Source organism: Pedobacter roseus (assembly GCF_014395225.1).
Lineage (GTDB): Bacteria > Bacteroidota > Bacteroidia > Sphingobacteriales > Sphingobacteriaceae > Pedobacter > Pedobacter roseus.
This window is the reverse complement of sequence record NZ_CP060723.1, coordinates 4,716,674-4,733,636: the sequence shown is the minus strand read 5'-3', so window position 1 is coordinate 4,733,636 and position 16,963 is coordinate 4,716,674. Positions and strand designations below refer to the sequence as shown.

The following is a 16,963-nucleotide window of genomic DNA, read 5'->3' as shown; positions in this document are numbered from 1 at the left end:
GATTATTTAATGTATAGGGAATTATTAGGTTTCTACAGCAAAGGTTTCAAGAACCAGGCAGGTGCCATCAGGTAAATAGCCGGTAATGAGCACAGGGATTCTACTGGCACCCTCTACTCTTATTACTGAAATGTTAGATAGGTTTTGTTTTAGAAAGGTGTGTAAAGTGGCTATTTTTTGAGCATTTTCGACCATTGGGGTATCGGATGGATCAACTTTTGAAATAAGATGCTCGAAAAAGGCAATTTGATCTATTTGTTTTATGTTGGAGGGAGAAGCGTGATATTCAATTGCAATTTTCTGCAATAGTTCTGCTGGTCTGATTTTGCCCCAATCAGTCACTTTAAAAGGACTCTCAGATTCAGTAAAATACAATACGCCCAATAAAAGTTTTGTAATGGTGGCCAGGATGTTGTTATTCATGTAAATAGGGATAGATGTTTAGTATAACAATGCCCTAATTTATACAAAAAGTCTTCAACTTATGCCAATTCAAGATTAATAAAGTGTTAACATTTCTACGGAGCCGTCTGTTATTGCTTACAAGCAAATTTATTCTTCTTTGAAATGAGCCAGAAGGGTAACTACCTGCTTTTTATTCAATACCTCAGCGAGTTGATTTTCTGTAGCTTCTTTTATCTTTTTAACTGATTTAAAGTGGGTAAGTAATTTATCAGCAGTAGTTTTGCCGATGCCTTCAATTTGCTCGAGTTCTGTTTTAAGTGTACCCTGGTCACGTTTTTTACGGTGAAAGGTAATACCAAAACGGTGGGCTTCATCACGGAGCTGTTGAATGATTTTTAAAGTCTCTGATTTTTTATCCAGGTATAATGGATAGGAATCTCCCGGATAGAACAGTTCTTCAAGGCGTTTAGCAATACCGATTACCGTCACTTTGTTTTCTATACCCAATAACTTTAAGCTCTTCACAGCCGACGAAAGCTGGCCTTTACCACCATCAATAATGATAAGTTGAGGCAAAGTCTGGTTTTCATCTAACATGCGCCTGTAACGACGGAAAACAGCCTCTTCCATGGTCGCAAAATCGTTTGGACCTTCAACGGTTTTCACATTAAAATGGCGATAGTCTTTTTTTGATGGTTTGGCATCTTTAAATACCACAATTGCCGAAACCGGGTATTTCCCCTGAAAGTTGGAGTTATCAAAACATTCGATGTGTTTTGGAAGCTGGGTTAAACGCAGGTCTTTCTGCATGGTTGTTAAAATCCGGTCCGTGCGTAAATCTGGATTCAGCTTCTCATACTGATTGAGTTTCTCTTTTTTAAAGAACAACACGTTCTTTTGCGAAAGCTCCAACAGTTTTTTCTTTTCGCCAAGTTTTGGAACGGTGAATTTTAAACTTTCATCTTCCAATGAAGGTTCAAAAGGGACGATGATTTCTTTTGAGGTACTGTTAAATTTTGTTCTGAACTCCAGCATGGCTAAAGTTAAAATTTCATCATCACTCTCATCCAGTTGCTTTTTAACCTCAATGGTCTGCGTTTGGATAATGGTTCCGTTCATCACCTTCAGGTAATTTACGAAGGCATAACGTTCGTCAGAAGCAATGCTTACTACATCTACATTAGTAATGGCGCTGTTTACAACTGTCGATTTGCTTTGGTATTTTTCCAAAACCTGTAACCTGCGGGCATATTGATGTGCCAGTTCAAAGTTTAAATCTTCAGAAGCTGATTTAATAACCCCTTTCACATCACGGATAACGTTTCCGATTTTACCATTCAGGATTTCTTTGATTTCGCCTATATTTTTATCATAATCGGCTTCGGTCTGGTAATTTTGGCAAGGCCCTTTACAGTTACCGATCTGGTATTCGAGACAGACTTTAAATTTGCCTTCATCTATATTTTTCTCCGTTAGGGGCAAACTACAGGTACGTAATGGATAGGTTTCTTTAATCAGATCCAAAATGGTATGCATCATGCCTATCGAGCCGTAAGGGCCGAAATAGGTTGAACCATCTTTGATTACCTTCCGCGTCCAGTAAATACGAGGGAAGTTCTCATTTTTAACGATAATCCATGGGTAAGTTTTATCGTCTTTTAAATTGATGTTAAACTTTGGCTGATGTTTTTTGATCAGACTGTTTTCCAATAGCCAGGCATCAATTTCCGTATCAACAATGGTAAAGGTAATTTTGCGAATCTTGGATACCAATACCCTTGTTTTGCCATTAAACTGGTTTCTATCACTATTAAAATATGATCCTACACGGTTGCGCAGGTCTTTCGCTTTACCAATGTACATTAGCTTTCCATCGGCATCCCAATACTGGTAAACGCCGGGTTTATGTGGAATTGCGGTTAATGCTGTTTTATGGTCGAAACTGCTCATTATTTACAAAAATAAGATTCGAGAGGAAAATGTTGATTAAATGGTCCGATTTGCTATATAATGATTTGGCCGTGCCCCTCGGCCCAAAAGTTCGGAAAAAAGGGTCGGGTCATACGTTATAATCTTTGGTTGCGTTTCGGCTGCGCTCAATATTGCAACAAAAGGAATTCCACTGCTATCCTTCACACAGAACCTGATAGTTAAAATCCCAACTTCTCGTCAAGTTCACTAGTACCTTCTTCCTGTTGTTGGTATTGGTTACAATCGAAAGTGATGGAAACCCCCGATTTTGGTGCTTCGAAATCAGCATGACTGATTTTTAAAGCTGGATTGGCATATACCCTTTTTATAAATCCTGCAAAAATTGGTAAAGCAGTGTTTGCACCCTCACCCTGGCTGGTGCTAATGAAATGGAAAGCCCTATCTTCACAACCTGTCCAAACTCCAGTAACCAACTGAGGGGTAATGGCCATAAACCAACCATCGGAGTTATTTTGGGTTGTTCCTGTTTTTCCACCTATCGGAGCATTAACTTTGTATTTATAGTTTAATCTCGATCCAGTTCCGTTGGTTACCACTCCTTTAAGCATCCTCGTCATTACATAAGCCACTTCTTCACTCATTACCGGTTTTGGTATTTCCTTTTGAGAAAACAATACTACACCATTTTTATCTTCAACCTTCAATAAATAAATAGGTTTGGTATAAGTTCCTTTATTAGCAAAAGCACCGTAAGCACCTACCATATTATAAATCGATGAATCAAAGGTACCCAAACAAATAGATGGATATGCCGGAACATTGGGAATCCCCATTTTTGTGGCCAATGCTGATACGGCAACCGGGCCAACCTGTTTCATTAAATAAGCGGTAACATAATTTTGCGAGTAGGCTAGTGCTTTTTGCAGTGTAATATTACCAGGTAGTGGTTTCCCGGAAGATCCAGGCATGTATGGCTTTCCATAGCCTTCAATCGTTACCGGAACATTGGCTACGGTATAGCAAGGAGAGTAACCGTTTTCAATGGCTACGGCATAAGTAAATGGTTTTGCGGTCGAACCTACTTGTCTGGTTCCCATCTTAACCTGATCGTATTTAAAATGCTCATAATTAATTCCACCCACCCATGCTTTTACGTGTCCATTGGTCGGGTCCATCGTCATCATGGCATTACGCAAAAGCATTTTGTAGTAACGAACAGAATCGATCGGTTTCATTACCGTATCAATATTACCTTTCCAGGTAAAAATGGTCATTTCTGTTTTGGTGTTAAAATCGCTGGTAATTTCCTCATCCGATTTGCCTTCGAGTTTTAATGATTTATAACGATCAGATCTTTTAATACCTTGCTCAATCTGCAAGGTTTTATCTTTAAACGGGTTTCTTCCTTTCCAGCTCGCGATAAACTGTGCCTGCAACACTTTCATGTATTCCTTTTGGGCTTCCTCAGCATATACCTGCATATCATAATTCAAGGTGGTATAAATTTTTAAGCCGTCGCGGTCTAAATCGTATGGCGTTCCATCCAGTTTAGTAATTGATTGTTCCTGGAAAATGGTTTTGATATCGTTCTTCAATACCGAACGGAAATAAGGTGCAATACCATCATTAACCGTTGCCGCGTTGAAATGCAGGTTTAAAGGTTTGTCTTTCTCTTCATCAAATTGTTGCTGTGTTAAAAGATCGGATTTAACCATCATGGCCATTACCGTATTTCTGCGGTCTCTGGAACGTTCAGGATGGCGGGTTGGCGAATACATGGTAATTCCTTTTTGCATCCCCACTAAAGTTGCGGCCTGCGTTAAAGTCAGTTTATCGGGCGTAGTATTGAAATAAACCCTTGCTGCCGATTTAATACCATAAGCCTGGTTCCCAAAATCAACCGTATTTAAGTACATAGTGATAATTTCTTCTTTGGTGTAGTTACGTTCCAGTTTAACAGCAACAATCCACTCTTTAAATTTAGTTAGCACCAAAGAGAAAAAATTAAGGTTCGATTCGCGTGGGAAAAGGTTTTTGGCTAATTGTTGGGTAATGGTACTGGCACCCTGTTTTTTGCCAATTAAATTGTAACCGATGATAGAGAAAGTACGTTTAAAATCGATACCAGAGTGCTCTTTAAAACGGGTATCTTCCGTAGCAATTAAGCCATTGATTACATTTTCTGAAATATCTTTATAGCTAACGTTCGATCTGTTCTGAACAAAATAGGTACCTAACGGGCGACCATCCTCAGCAATAATTTCTGATGCCTGATTACTTTTTGGGTGTTCAATATCCCTGAAAGAAGGTAGCGCTCCAAAAAGGCCCAAACCGATCATCGAAATGAAAATGGCGAACAGGGCAATTCCCCCGATCAATAATTTCCAGATGATTAAACTATATCTTTTTGTTTCTTGTGCAGAAAGGGACTTATTCATTTTGTGTTGTTATTTTCCAAAATCACCAGAATGACGATTTTGGATGCAAATTTATTAATTTTTATAGAATCAATTTTTAGACTAAGGTCTTAATAGCTTCTATATTTATTTGTAATTGTCTTTTAAAAACTCCAGATATTCGTTAATACGCGATCTATCCGTTAGCTTTTCGAAGTTTTCTTTACTGATGATAAAACCTTTATACAAGTTAGCTGGCACCTTCATGATGTTCTTTAACTGGCCTGTAATGCTTGCTTCGTAAATTTTTGCATCTTCAAGATCGATAAAGCTGGTGATGTAAATCAGTTGATCGTTATCCAGTTCTACCAATTTATGTACCAAATCATTGTCAGGATAATTTCCCCTGTTAAACTGGCCTATGCCGAAACGCGATGAACTCAAGGTTAAAGTGGCATCGGCCACATCTATAACATAATAATATTCTTCTGATTTTGCCGCACTGAAAATACTTACAGGTTTTGTTGGATCAACTGGTTTAACCTCAACAGGTTTTGCTATCGGAGTAGGTTCAACCTTTTTTGCTACAGCATTTTCAACTACCAAAGGCTTCGTTGGAACAGCAACCGGTGTAGCCTGACTTACAAAGCGAGGCTCGTTAGCATCAAAATCAATAAGGGCGACCGGCCTTTGTTTAAATTCATCCAGATTAGCCTCAATGTATTTTAAATGATCACGTACTAATGGCGTAATAATTTTATCGTTTGGATAATTGGTTGTAATCAGGTTAAATTCGGTCAATAAAGCATCGACTTTTGCCGTACGGCCAACTGCTATTGCTTTTAAATAAGCATACTGCGGCGCCAGATCGTTATTTGGGAAAGCTGAATTATTATCATCAGCCTGCTTTACCACACCTGGATAATCTTTTTTGGCATAAGCATCAAAAGCCACATTGTAATTGTTGATGGCAATGTTTTCCATCTGTGTCTGCTTAGCCGAATAGGTTGGATCTAAAATATTCTTTGCAAAATTAGATTCCGGGAATTTTGTAAGCACCAATTGTTTGTACTGATCAGATTTTGCTTCATCTACCCCTTTATAGTTGAGGTAAAGACTATAATAAATGGCTACGAGGTGATTATTTTCTGGATATCTTTTAATCAGTTTCAGATATATTTTATTGGCCTCCGGCTTATCATTGAGTTCCTGTTGGTAAAAACTAGCGATTTCAAAATAGGCATCTATAATTTTTTGATCGGATGCAACCAATAGTACAGGTGTGGTAGGCAAGGCATCTAAAAACTGTTTTTCTAAAGAAGTCTGGTCGGTTGAAGTCTGGTTGGTTTGTCCATTGGCAGGCGTAATGTTATCCGTAGCTACCTTCCCTCCGGCTAAAACCTGGCTGGTTTCCTGTGCAGACGAACGTACACTTTGTCGCCAGTTATCTTCCAGCTGCCTGTTGCCCCAACGTTTTTTAAAGTCACCAAAGCCGTTGCTTATCGCTGCATTATTATTGAAATAAAATGTGCTTCCGGCGGTATTGGAAGGATTTAAACTCTTATTCGGAAAATCCGGATCGTTTAGAAACTGATTGTTAATTACAGCACCAGTATTTACCACCTCCACTTTTGGTGTTAAGTAAGCCTTTACCTTTGCCTCACGTTGGTCTGCAGGAAGTTTTGCAATGGCCTGTGCGGTATCTTCTTTGCTAATAATGGTATACCTATCTGTCAAATATTGAAGGTTATCAGCCTTTTTAACAATATTGTCGTAATCAGGAAAGTTTTTAGGTAAAATCATTACCGTACTATCGTAATACAGCTTTGCTTTGATGTAATTATTAAACTCTTTAAAGTTTAAATCTGCAATTCTTAGATAAGATAATGCTTTTTGCGTTTGGTTACGTGTACTTGTTGCTACCGATTTATGGTAATTTTCTTCAGCTTTAACAAAATTTCCTTCTTCGGAGAAAAGCTCTCCAACCTGATAATAAATCTGATCGATATAATCGAAGTTTTTATCGTCTTTTAACAAAGCCAGCAACTGGTCTTCTTTATTCAATTTTACCCCGCTAAGCAATGCTTTTAATTTAATCCGGTTTAAATTGGCATGGAAATACATTTCGAATGGGGCGTTGCTTTTTTCAACTTTAGTGAAATTGGCATAGGCATCCTGAATATTTTTTTCTTTTTCCTGTAACTGGGCCAATATAAAACGCCAGCGAATACGCAACTGTTTTTCTGCAGGCAACGCAATGGCCGATTCTAAAAATAAAATGGCTTCTTTATTGCGTTTCTGGTAAATACGCATCTGTGCTGCTGTGGCCAGGGGTTCGGCCAGGTCCTTTTTTAACTGATCTGAAGCGCGCAGCATGGTATCGATAATTTTATCGGCTAGCACCATATTATTCAGTTGCATCTGGCTGCGTGCTTTCCAGTTCATCGCCATAATGAACGTTTTCAGGGCACTATTATAGGTTTTTGCCGTATAATCGAAATATTCTGACGCGATAAAATAATTTCCTTTTAAATAGTTTGCCTTGCCCAAAAGCATGTAGGCATCATCAATATAGTTGCTGAAACTTTTATCGTTGATAATGGTTTGACCTTTGGTAATCACATCATCAAGCTGTTTGTTTGCAACGCCTGGTGTGAGTACCAGATTTACCTGTGGCTCGGGATCGAGGTAAACAGGCAGGGTTTTTTCGTAATTATCTGCATAACTTTGCAATAAGTTCTCATTGTACTCAGTGAGTAAAACATTTGAGTTATAGATATAGTTATACCTGGCCGTTAAGTTTTGAAACCTACGGTCTACTGCGGTATCTTTATTTGCAACACAGCCATAAATAAGGAGCGCGCTAAAAAGGAGGATGAAGGGATTTAAGTTTTTGTTTGCGTTTTTTTTCAATGATGTTAAATCTCTTTAAGTTGATATACAGTAAACAATATATATAGAAAAATATTTTATTTGGCAACAAATTTTAAATATCCCAAAGTTAATTTAATTATTGCATAAAAAATGGAAAATCCAAAAGAAGAAGATACAAAGAAAAAGGTAAATGCAGCCGCTAAATATTCTGCCATTGGTTTCCAAATGATCGCTACAATAGGCCTGCTTACTTTTATAGGTTACAAAATTGATGAGCACAGAAACAGCAAAAACAATTTGATCACGGCGGCTTTTGCCTTGGCAGGAGTGGGGATTGCGTTATATCAGGCCATTAGACAGGCAACTAAATAATTGCTAAATGGCTGTATTGTTAGATTGTTGAACGAGATGAGCCCAACAATGAAGCAATTTAACAATCCAGTAATAGAACAATTTACCTCAGTTAACCGATTAACCAGTTTAAACACTTCACCAATCTAACAATAATTCTTTTCTCACTACTTACTTGATACTAAAAACCTTATCTTTGCGAAAGTTTTTATCTGCTAAGAAATTATTCCATTGACTCTAGCCAAATTTACCAGTATCTATTTCATCTTTGTAGGCTTATTAATAGGCGTTGTTGCCGTTTTACCTTTATTATTTCCCGATAAACCGCTTTTTGTAAACAATTTTTGGTTGATGTTTGGCTTTTTGGCCGGTATCACTTACATCGCTTACATGTTGGTTGATATTGGTGTAAAACGCGATCCTGAAGTGGGTATTATGGCTATTATGGGATCAATTGCGGTGAAGATGATTTTTTGTATGGCTTTTGTGTTGATTTACAGTATAAAAGCGAAGGGAATTGGGCTTGTATTTCTGCTTAATTTTTTTTCTTTATATTTATTGTTTACGGTCTTTGAAGTTTCCTGTTTGTTACGTAACTTGCGCCACCAAAATTTAAAGTAAAAAACTGCCAATAAATGGATTGTAACCGAGTTTTTGTGTCTAAAGTTAAAAGGCTAACTATTGTTTTTACGCTTTTAATCGCGTTTTTATCTATCAAAATTGATACTTTCGCTCAAGTTGATAGCGCTGTTGTACCTGTTGATAGTGCTGTTCTAGAATCTGCTCACGCGGTTTCTGGCGAGCACGGAGCTGATGCTAAACATGGTGAAGAAAAATTCGAACCTACCAAAGTAATTATGGAGCACATTGCCGATTCGCATGTGTGGCACCTTTGGGGCATACATCATTGCCTCTTCCGGTAATTTTATATACGGCTAATGGTTTAGAGGTATTCTCTTCAGCTCATTTTCATCATGGAGAAGAAGATTATCAAGGTAAATACAATAAATACCGTTTGGTAACAGGTTTAAAACAAAGCATGTCGAAAGATATGTTTAATAAAAATATTAAAGTTGTTGGCGCAGACGGTCAGATTGATGAAAATGCATCTGATACAGTAATCGATTTATCTATTACTAAAAATATAGCAGCAATGTTTGTAGCTATATTTGTAATTGTAGTGGTGTTTGCTTCAGTGGCAAGAGCTTATAAAAAACGTGTAGGTAAAGCCCCAAAAGGTTTACAGTCATTCTTTGAGCCGATCATCATTTTCGTGAGAGATGATATCGCTAAACCAAACATCGGTCATAAATACGCTAAGTTTATGCCTTATTTGTTGACGACGTTTTTCTTTATCCTATTTAATAACTTATTAGGTTTAGTGCCAATTTTTCCAGGTGGTGCCAATGTAACCGGTAATATCGCCTTAACATTTGTAATGGCTTTAGGTACCATGATCATTGTTAACATTAACGGTAACAAATACTATTGGAAACACATCTTTTTACCTGATGTTCCATTTTGGTTATGGCCTTTAATGGTTGTAGTTGAGGTAATCGGTATCATCTCTAAGCCATTCGCTTTAATGGTGCGTTTGTTTGCAAACATTACAGCTGGTCACATTATCGTATTAAGTTTAATTTCCTTAATCTTTATTTTCGAAACATTGGCTATTGCTCCGGTTTCAGTTGCGTTCGTATTGTTTATGGATGTATTAGAATTACTGGTGGCGTTTTTACAGGCCTTTATTTTTACATTACTTACTGCCTTGTTTATTGGTATGGCAGTAGAAGAGCATCATTAACAGAAAACTATTTTTTACAAATTAATATAAATTAAATTAGTTATGGTAGGTTCAATCGCGGCAATTGGTGCCGGTTTAGCAGTAATCGGTGCAGGTATCGGTATCGGTCAAGTAGGTGGTAAAGCAATGGAAGGTATTGCTCGTCAACCAGAAGCTGCATCAAAAATTCAGACTGCAATGATTATCGCTGCTGCCCTTATTGAGGGTGCTGCTTTATTCGGTGTGGTAGTTGCATTATTAGGCTTAAACGGTTAATAATCACTGAAGAAATTAGGTTGGGTATTTAACGATTGGTTATTTACCCAGCCCTATTAAAAAGATTGTTTTTAAAAATTAGATAAAAATGGAATTAGTAACCCCAAGCATAGGATTGGTTTTTTGGACGTCGTTAGCATTCATCTGCTTATTGATCTTACTTAGAAAATTTGCATGGAAACCTATTTTAGGTGCAATTCACGAACGTGAGCAAAGCATTGATGAGGCCCTTAACAAAGCTGAATTAGCAAAGCAGGAAATGGCACGTTTAACCAGCCAAAATCAGGATTTGATGCAACAGGCGCGTGCTGAACGTGATGAGATTTTAAAGGAAGCTAAAACCTTGAAAGATGGTATCTTAAACGAAGCTAAAAAACAAGCTCAGGTTGAAGGTGCTAAATTGATCGAGAAAGCTAAAATCGAGATCGAAAACCAAAAGAAAGCAGCTTTAGCAGAAGTAAAAGACCAGGTTTCTTCATTATCATTGGAGATTGCAGAACGTGTTTTACGTACTCAGTTAGATGATAAAACCAAACAGGAAGCTTTAGTTGCTAACTTGTTAAAAGACGTTGAATTAAACTAGTTTGAGAAAATAGATAGGAGACATTAGATTTGAGACACTAGATATGAGATAGGAGATTAACTCTTAATACTCAATCTCACATCTCACATCTCACATCTTCCATCTCACACCTAAATATATGTCAGAAATTAAAGTTGCAAGCAGATACGCCAAATCATTAATAGACCTAGCCGTTGAAAACAACGACTTAGAAACTTCTTATAATGATATGGTTTTGTTTGAAAAAGTGGTTGATGAAACCCCTGAACTAGAAGCAATATTAAAAAACCCGATTGTACCTTTAGATAAAAAGACTGGTATTTTAAACGGTATTTTTGCTGATAAGGTAAGTAAACTAACCATCTCGTTTTTCAAGATTGTAGTTAGTAAAGGTCGTTCTTCGATTTTATTTGCCACAGCAAAACAATTTGTACAACAATATAACCTAATTAAAGGTATTGTTACTGCTGATGTAACTACTGCAAGTGCTTTAAGCCCTGCGGCTAAAGAGCAGATTGTAGCAATTGTGAAAAGAGAACTAAACGCCAACCAGGTTATTGTTAACGAGAAAATTAACGAGAAACTGATCGGTGGTTTTATATTAAAAGTTGGCGATAAACAATTTGATGCAAGTATTGCCAGCGGTTTAAGTAAACTTAAAAAAGAATTTGCGCAGTAAGCGCCAGGCGATAAGCGTATAGCGGTAAAACGCCAAACGCAAACCGCTGAACAAAAAAGTATTGCGATAAGCGTATGGCACGGAAAACGCCAAGCGCCATGCGCTAAGCACTAAACATTTATAAAAAGATATAAAGTAAAATTATGGTAGAGGTAAGACCAGACGAAGTATCGGCAATTATCAGACAGCAATTGGCGGGCTTCAAATCAGAAACCGAACTGGAAGAAGTTGGTACCGTGTTGCAAGTGGGCGACGGTATTGCCCGTGTTTACGGTTTAACTAAAGTTCAATCGGGAGAGTTAGTTGAATTTGCAAACGGCCTGCAAGGTATAGTATTAAACCTTGAAGAAGATAACGTTGGTGTGGTACTTTTGGGTGCTTCAGACGAGATCAAAGAAGGTGATACCATTAAACGTACCAAAAAAATTGCCTCTATTAAAGTTGGTGAAGGTATGCTTGGCCGCGTAGTTAACACTCTAGGTGAGCCTTTAGATGGTAAAGGTCCGATCTTGGGTGAAACTTACGAGATGCCTTTAGAGCGTAAAGCACCAGGTGTAATTTACCGTCAGCCGGTAAACGAGCCTTTACAAACAGGTATTAAAGCAATTGATGCAATGATTCCAATCGGTCGTGGTCAACGTGAGTTGGTTATTGGCGACCGTCAGATTGGTAAAACTGCCGTTTGTATCGATACCATTATCAATCAAAAAGAATTTTATGAAGCAGGCCAGCCTGTGTTCTGTATTTATGTAGCTATCGGTCAGAAAAACTCTACCGTTGCTAACATTGTACGTACACTAGAGGAAAATGGTGCTTTACCATATACAGTTGTTGTTGCTGCTTCGGCTGCAGATCCTGCTCCAATGCAGTTTTATGCTCCTTTTGCAGGTGCTGCAATTGGTGAATTTTTCCGTGATACAGGTAGACCAGCTTTAATTGTTTATGATGATTTATCTAAACAAGCAGTTGCATACCGTGAGGTATCTCTATTACTTCGTCGTCCACCGGGCCGTGAAGCTTATCCAGGTGACGTTTTCTACTTACACAGTCGTTTGTTAGAAAGAGCTGCAAAAATTAACGCTAACGATGATATTGCTAAAGCAATGAATGATTTACCTGAGTCGATTAAACATATCGTTAAAGGTGGTGGATCATTAACTGCACTTCCAATTATCGAAACACAAGCAGGTGACGTATCAGCGTATATCCCAACCAACGTAATTTCAATTACTGATGGTCAGATCTTCTTAGAGTCGAACTTGTTCAACTCAGGTATCCGTCCGGCAATTAACGTAGGTATTTCGGTATCACGTGTGGGTGGTAACGCGCAGATTAAATCGATGAAAAAAGTAGCGGGTACTTTAAAGTTAGATCAGGCTCAATACCGCGAGTTAGAGGCTTTCTCTAAATTCGGTTCTGACTTGGATGCTGCAACTAAATCGGTATTAGATAAAGGCGCACGTAACGTAGAAATGTTGAAACAAGCACAGTTCTCTCCATTTACTGTTGAGAAACAAGTTGCAATTGTTTACGCTGGTACTAAAAACTTAATGCGTAGCGTTCCGGTTAATAAAGTAAAAGAATTTGAAACTGAATTCTTAACCCAATTGGAATTACGTCATCCAGAAACTTTGGCGGCATTAAAAGCTGGTAAATTTGATGATACCATTACTGGTGTATTAGATACTGTAGCAAAAGAGATTTCAAGTAAATACTAGATAAAAGTATTATAGTATCAGGTATCAAGACTGAATCTCGTCTTGATACCTGATACTATAAGTACTAGATACTAAAATATGGCTAATTTAAAAGAAGTAAGAAACCGGATTGCGTCGGTACAATCAACACAGCAGATTACCAAAGCTATGAAAATGGTTTCGGCAGCAAAGTTGAAACGTGCTACCAATGCAATTATCGCTTTACGTCCTTATGCAACTAAACTGAAAGAGATTTTAGGTAATCTATCAGCAAGTTTAGAGGGATCGTCATCGCCTTTTATCCAAGAGCGTGAGCCCAATAAGGTTTTAATTGTTACTGTATCATCAAACCGTGGTTTGGCTGGTGCTTTTAACATGAACGTAATTAAAGCGGCCAACAATTTAATTGCTGAGAAATATAGCGAACAGTTGAAAAACGGTAACGTAAGCATTATTTCTATTGGTAAGAAAACTCAGGATTTTTATGAAAAACGTAAATACAATGTTATTGGCAACAATAACGAAGTATATTCTGCCTTAACTTTCGAAAATGTAACCAAAATTACAGATGCGATTATGGCAGGTTTTATTAAAGGTGAGTTTGATAAAGTAGAAGTGGTTTATAACCGCTTTAGGAACGCAGCAGTGCAGTTTATTACTACTGAGCAGTTGTTGCCCCTGCCTAAAGCAGAAGAAACACCAGCGGATTTAAAAACCGATAAGAAAACAACAAACGTTGATTATATTTTAGAGCCTTCTCAAGAAGAAATTGTAGAACAATTAATTCCTAAATCAATTAAAATCCAATTGTACAAAGCAGTGTTAGATTCTCATGCTTCTGAGCACGGTGCACGTATGACTTCAATGGATAAAGCAACTGAAAATGCTGGTGAGTTATTGAAAGCTTTAAAACTTTCATACAACCAGGCACGTCAGGCAGCAATTACAACTGAGTTAACTGAGATTGTAAGTGGTGCAGCAGCATTGAACGGATAAGCTAAGTCTAAAGTATTTAGTTAAAAGTCAAAATTATTCTAAGCCCGTTTCTTAATTGAAATGGGTTTTTTTATTGCTGTTCTTTTTATTAATCCAAAATTATTATGTTTTTTATGGATTGTAATCCAAAATTATTATGTTTTTTATGGATTGTAATCCAGAATTATTATACTTTTGTGTAATTAATATTTATTATGGTTGTTCGGAAACAGTTGGATTATGCTTTTGAAAGGCTTTTTAAAGGAAAAGCTTTTATCATCTTCGGCCCAAGACAAACCGGTAAAACCACGTTTGTAGAACAGTTGTTGGCAAAAGTTAATAAAAAGACCTTATACCTCAATGGAGATGATGCAGATGTACGGGAAACTTTGGCAAAGCCTAATGCCGCACAAATTACACAAATGCTCTCTGGCTACGAAGTTCTGTTTATTGATGAGGCCCAACGCATAAATGATGTAGGATTACTGATTAAAATTATTGTAGATCGATTTAAAAACGTTCAGGTGATTGCGACAGGTTCGTCAGCTTTTGAGCTTTCAGGAAAAATAAATGAACCATTAACCGGCCGGAAGTACGAAATGATGCTTTTGCCTTTCTCTTATGCCGAATTGGTGAACAATACTGACTTTATTACCGAAGAAAGATCATTGGAACAACGTTTAATTTATGGTTCTTATCCCGAAATCATTAATGATCCTCAAAATGCAGAAGAACATTTAAAATTACTTGCAGATAGTTATCTGTACAAGGATCTGTTCACTTTAGAAGATGTTAAAAAGCCATTATTATTCGAAAAAATTGTGAAGGCTTTGGCGCTACAGATTGGTAGCGAAGTTAACTTTTCTGAATTGGCACAATTGGTAAAAGCAGATCAGAAAACGGTTGATAAATACATCAGCCTGCTCGAAAAATCTTTTGTAGTGTTTAGCTTACCTGCTTTTTCGGGCAACGTTCGCAATGAGATCAAAAAAAACAAAAAGATTTATTTCTATGATACAGGTATTGTAAATGCCATTACCCGGAATTTTAATTCCCTCGCCAATCGTAATGATGTGGGCGCACTTTTCGAAAATTATATGATTGCAGAGCGGATGAAATATTTACATCAGCACCAGATAGAGGCAGATTGCTTTTTTTGGCGTACTACACAACAGCAGGAAATAGATTATATTGAAAAAACTAAGCAACGGTTTTTGGCCGTGGAGTTTAAATGGAACGAAAGAGGCAAAAATAAAATCCCCACAACTTTTACGCAGGCTTATCCAGATGCAGAAACATTAATTTTATCAAAAGGAGAGAGAGGAAGCTTTTTGAATACCTGATTTTAAGTATAAAAAAAGCCCGTTTCTGTTAAGGAACGGGCTTCATGTTTTTGTTGATTTTTATAAATTTCTCAATGTCGAACTAATCCCAAGTTCGCCATGTGCGCCAAGTTGAATTTTAGTATCATTATCTACTTTGAGGATGTTGTGCATAGAATCTTTTTGCCAAAACATTTCATCAAAACGAAAAGCTTTTCCTTTCGCAATGCCACTAATGTTCGTAAGCTGCAATAAATTTCCTGTAGCTTGTAATTTAACATAAATGGTATCAGAGAGTGCGTTTGGCTTTAATACTGATCTAACTGTATTAACTGGTAAGTTTACATAAGAATTTAGATCCAGATCAAAGGTGCTGTTATTTTTAATCTGGTAACTGATATCTCCGGGAAGTATTCTTACTTTGACCTTGCTAGTTTTGTTGTAAACGGTTAATGTTACTTCAAAAATACCAGAGGTTTTGTACTGATGTTCAGTTTTACTTCCTTTTGTTTCAATAGTTCCATCACCATAATTCCAGACATAATTACTGCCAGCACTGGCATCTTGTGCATTAAGCTCAATTGATTGGGTTAAATACAATGATTTTTTATTTATACTAAAATCAGTTGTAGTAATTTCCGGATTAGGTTGTTTTTTGCAGGCTGCAAGAAAAAATAGGGCAATAGCTACCCCTAGTAAGCTTTTAGATTTCATATTAAATTGGTTTTATTTGTGTGTGCCCAAAAGTAACTATTTTTTATAACTAAAGTCTTAATTTGTAGAAATTAATCCTGATTATCGATACTAATCTGTAAGTATTGTATTACGAAAATATGTTTTGTTCCATTTTTTCTATTGAAATTTTTATTGTCTGCTTAATTATGAGCTTTTAATATCTTTGCAGTGTAATATCAAATTATGAAAAAATACATCCTCATTTTATTGCTTGCCCCATTTTTTGTTAAGGCCCAAAACCCTGCAAGAGATTATACCAATGCCGTGCTTTGGCAGCAAACTTCTGGCGAATATAGGGCCTTATGTTTCCAGGCTTATAACTTTGCCCGCTTATCGCTAAAAGAGGCATTATGGGCCGATACAAGCAAAAAAACAAACTGCGTAATTGTTGATATTGATGAAACTGTTTTGGATAATTCTGCTTTCCAGGGACATGAAATTAAAAAAGGCCAAAGTTATGTGCCAGCTGATTGGACAGAATGGACCAGTTTGGCTCAGGCCGATACTGTTCCTGGCGCTCTTGCATTTTTAAAATTTGCCGCCTCAAAAAACATTGAAACTTTTTATGTAAGCAATCGCGATGAAAAAGATTATGCAGCTACATTAAAAAACCTGCAGCATTTTGGGTTCCCTTACGCAGATGATGCACATCTGATTGTTTCAAAAGGAACATCCAATAAGGAGCCGCGTAGACAAAAAATAACTGAAACACACAATATTTTAATGCTTTTCGGTGATAATTTGAGCGATTTCAGTAACATTTTCTACCGTGAACAGAAAAACACCTTTGAGCAGGTAAATACAAATCAGGCCTTATTTGGTACAAAGTTTATTGTATTGCCAAACCCCATGTACGGCGACTGGGAAAAGCCTTTGTATCAGGGTGAAAAGCTGAGTGATAAAGACAAAGCGAAACAAAGATTAGAACGATTAAAAAGTTACTAAGTTTTATAATTATTCAGCAATAAGTATTACT

Annotated in this window: 16 protein-coding genes; 11 read left to right on the top strand and 5 right to left on the bottom strand. The window is 37.1% G+C overall.

What is annotated here, in order from left to right; all coding sequences use genetic code 11:
• Positions 1–24: 24 nt before the first annotated feature.
• The 4 genes from H9L23_RS19375 to porW form a co-directional block, all read right to left on the bottom strand.
• Positions 25–423, bottom strand: a complete 399-nt coding sequence (locus H9L23_RS19375) for a nuclease A inhibitor family protein (protein WP_187591883.1) — start codon at positions 421–423, stop codon at positions 25–27.
• A 129-nt stretch (positions 424–552) separates the two neighbouring features.
• A complete protein-coding gene (gene uvrC / locus H9L23_RS19370) occupies positions 553–2,355 on the bottom strand; it encodes an excinuclease ABC subunit UvrC (RefSeq protein WP_187591882.1) in 1,803 nt (600 codons plus the stop codon).
• A gap of 200 nt (positions 2,356–2,555) precedes the next feature.
• A complete protein-coding gene (locus H9L23_RS19365) occupies positions 2,556–4,775 on the bottom strand; it encodes a transglycosylase domain-containing protein (protein ID WP_187591881.1) in 2,220 nt (739 codons plus the stop codon).
• Between the two features lie 105 nt (positions 4,776–4,880).
• Positions 4,881–7,646 carry a type IX secretion system periplasmic lipoprotein PorW/SprE gene (gene porW / locus H9L23_RS19360; protein WP_187591880.1) on the bottom strand — a complete coding sequence of 922 codons (2,766 nt, stop codon included), beginning with the start codon at positions 7,644–7,646 and terminating at the stop codon, positions 4,881–4,883.
• 111 nt (positions 7,647–7,757) lie between these two features.
• Here porW and H9L23_RS19355 point away from each other — a divergent pair, with 111 nt between their 5' ends.
• The 10 genes from H9L23_RS19355 (at position 7,758) to H9L23_RS19315 (ending at position 15,273) form a co-directional block, all read left to right on the top strand.
• Positions 7,758–7,979, top strand: coding sequence for an AtpZ/AtpI family protein (locus H9L23_RS19355; protein WP_187591879.1), 222 nt, complete (start codon positions 7,758–7,760; stop codon positions 7,977–7,979).
• 210 nt (positions 7,980–8,189) lie between these two features.
• On the top strand, positions 8,190–8,579 hold the full coding sequence (locus H9L23_RS19350) for a hypothetical protein (RefSeq protein ID WP_025144009.1): 390 nt from the start codon (positions 8,190–8,192) through the stop codon (positions 8,577–8,579).
• A 14-nt stretch (positions 8,580–8,593) separates the two neighbouring features.
• Positions 8,594–8,881 (top strand): FoF1 ATP synthase subunit a, encoded by a 288-nt coding sequence (locus H9L23_RS26970; protein ID WP_317175262.1) that lies wholly within the window; start codon positions 8,594–8,596, stop codon positions 8,879–8,881.
• A complete protein-coding gene (gene atpB, locus H9L23_RS19345; protein ID WP_317175261.1) occupies positions 8,866–9,762 on the top strand; it encodes a F0F1 ATP synthase subunit A in 897 nt (298 codons plus the stop codon). Before H9L23_RS26970 ends, atpB begins: the two co-directional genes overlap by 16 nt.
• 42 nt (positions 9,763–9,804) lie before the next feature.
• A complete protein-coding gene (gene atpE, locus H9L23_RS19340) occupies positions 9,805–10,017 on the top strand; it encodes an ATP synthase F0 subunit C (RefSeq protein WP_025144011.1) in 213 nt (70 codons plus the stop codon).
• Positions 10,018–10,105: 88 nt separating this feature from the next.
• Positions 10,106–10,600, top strand: coding sequence for a F0F1 ATP synthase subunit B (locus H9L23_RS19335; protein ID WP_025144012.1), 495 nt, complete (start codon positions 10,106–10,108; stop codon positions 10,598–10,600).
• 118 nt (positions 10,601–10,718) lie between these two features.
• A complete protein-coding gene (atpH, locus tag H9L23_RS19330; RefSeq protein WP_187591878.1) occupies positions 10,719–11,258 on the top strand; it encodes an ATP synthase F1 subunit delta in 540 nt (179 codons plus the stop codon).
• A 143-nt stretch (positions 11,259–11,401) separates the two neighbouring features.
• Positions 11,402–12,976, top strand: coding sequence for a F0F1 ATP synthase subunit alpha (gene atpA / locus H9L23_RS19325; RefSeq protein WP_025144014.1), 1,575 nt, complete (start codon positions 11,402–11,404; stop codon positions 12,974–12,976).
• A gap of 78 nt (positions 12,977–13,054) precedes the next feature.
• Positions 13,055–13,951, top strand: coding sequence for an ATP synthase F1 subunit gamma (gene atpG / locus H9L23_RS19320; protein ID WP_167297189.1), 897 nt, complete (start codon positions 13,055–13,057; stop codon positions 13,949–13,951).
• A gap of 194 nt (positions 13,952–14,145) precedes the next feature.
• Positions 14,146–15,273 (top strand): ATP-binding protein, encoded by a 1,128-nt coding sequence (locus tag H9L23_RS19315; RefSeq protein ID WP_187591877.1) that lies wholly within the window; start codon positions 14,146–14,148, stop codon positions 15,271–15,273.
• A gap of 60 nt (positions 15,274–15,333) precedes the next feature.
• On the opposite strand, the gene H9L23_RS19310 is transcribed toward H9L23_RS19315, so the two are convergent.
• On the bottom strand, positions 15,334–15,966 hold the full coding sequence (locus tag H9L23_RS19310) for a PKD domain-containing protein (RefSeq protein WP_187591876.1): 633 nt from the start codon (positions 15,964–15,966) through the stop codon (positions 15,334–15,336).
• A 204-nt stretch (positions 15,967–16,170) separates the two neighbouring features.
• Here H9L23_RS19310 and H9L23_RS19305 point away from each other — a divergent pair, with 204 nt between their 5' ends.
• Positions 16,171–16,932 carry a 5'-nucleotidase, lipoprotein e(P4) family gene (locus H9L23_RS19305; protein ID WP_187591875.1) on the top strand — a complete coding sequence of 254 codons (762 nt, stop codon included), beginning with the start codon at positions 16,171–16,173 and terminating at the stop codon, positions 16,930–16,932.
• The last annotated feature ends 31 nt before the right edge of the window (positions 16,933–16,963 follow it).

Excerpts from the sequence above, each read along its gene's own strand:
- H9L23_RS19375 (WP_187591883.1), bottom strand. The coding sequence starts at position 423 with ATGAATAACAACATCCTGGCCACCATTACAAAACTTTTATTGGGCGTA.
- uvrC (WP_187591882.1), bottom strand. The coding sequence starts at position 2,355 with ATGAGCAGTTTCGACCATAAAACAGCATTAACCGCAATTCCACATAAA.
- H9L23_RS19365 (WP_187591881.1), bottom strand. The coding sequence starts at position 4,775 with ATGAATAAGTCCCTTTCTGCACAAGAAACAAAAAGATATAGTTTAATC.
- H9L23_RS19355 (WP_187591879.1), top strand. The coding sequence starts at position 7,758 with ATGGAAAATCCAAAAGAAGAAGATACAAAGAAAAAGGTAAATGCAGCC.
- H9L23_RS26970 (WP_317175262.1), top strand. The coding sequence starts at position 8,594 with ATGGATTGTAACCGAGTTTTTGTGTCTAAAGTTAAAAGGCTAACTATT.
- atpE (WP_025144011.1), top strand. The coding sequence starts at position 9,805 with ATGGTAGGTTCAATCGCGGCAATTGGTGCCGGTTTAGCAGTAATCGGT.
- H9L23_RS19335 (WP_025144012.1), top strand. The coding sequence starts at position 10,106 with ATGGAATTAGTAACCCCAAGCATAGGATTGGTTTTTTGGACGTCGTTA.
- atpH (WP_187591878.1), top strand. The coding sequence starts at position 10,719 with ATGTCAGAAATTAAAGTTGCAAGCAGATACGCCAAATCATTAATAGAC.
- atpA (WP_025144014.1), top strand. The coding sequence starts at position 11,402 with ATGGTAGAGGTAAGACCAGACGAAGTATCGGCAATTATCAGACAGCAA.
- atpG (WP_167297189.1), top strand. The coding sequence starts at position 13,055 with ATGGCTAATTTAAAAGAAGTAAGAAACCGGATTGCGTCGGTACAATCA.
- H9L23_RS19315 (WP_187591877.1), top strand. The coding sequence starts at position 14,146 with ATGGTTGTTCGGAAACAGTTGGATTATGCTTTTGAAAGGCTTTTTAAA.
- H9L23_RS19310 (WP_187591876.1), bottom strand. The coding sequence starts at position 15,966 with ATGAAATCTAAAAGCTTACTAGGGGTAGCTATTGCCCTATTTTTTCTT.
- H9L23_RS19305 (WP_187591875.1), top strand. The coding sequence starts at position 16,171 with ATGAAAAAATACATCCTCATTTTATTGCTTGCCCCATTTTTTGTTAAG.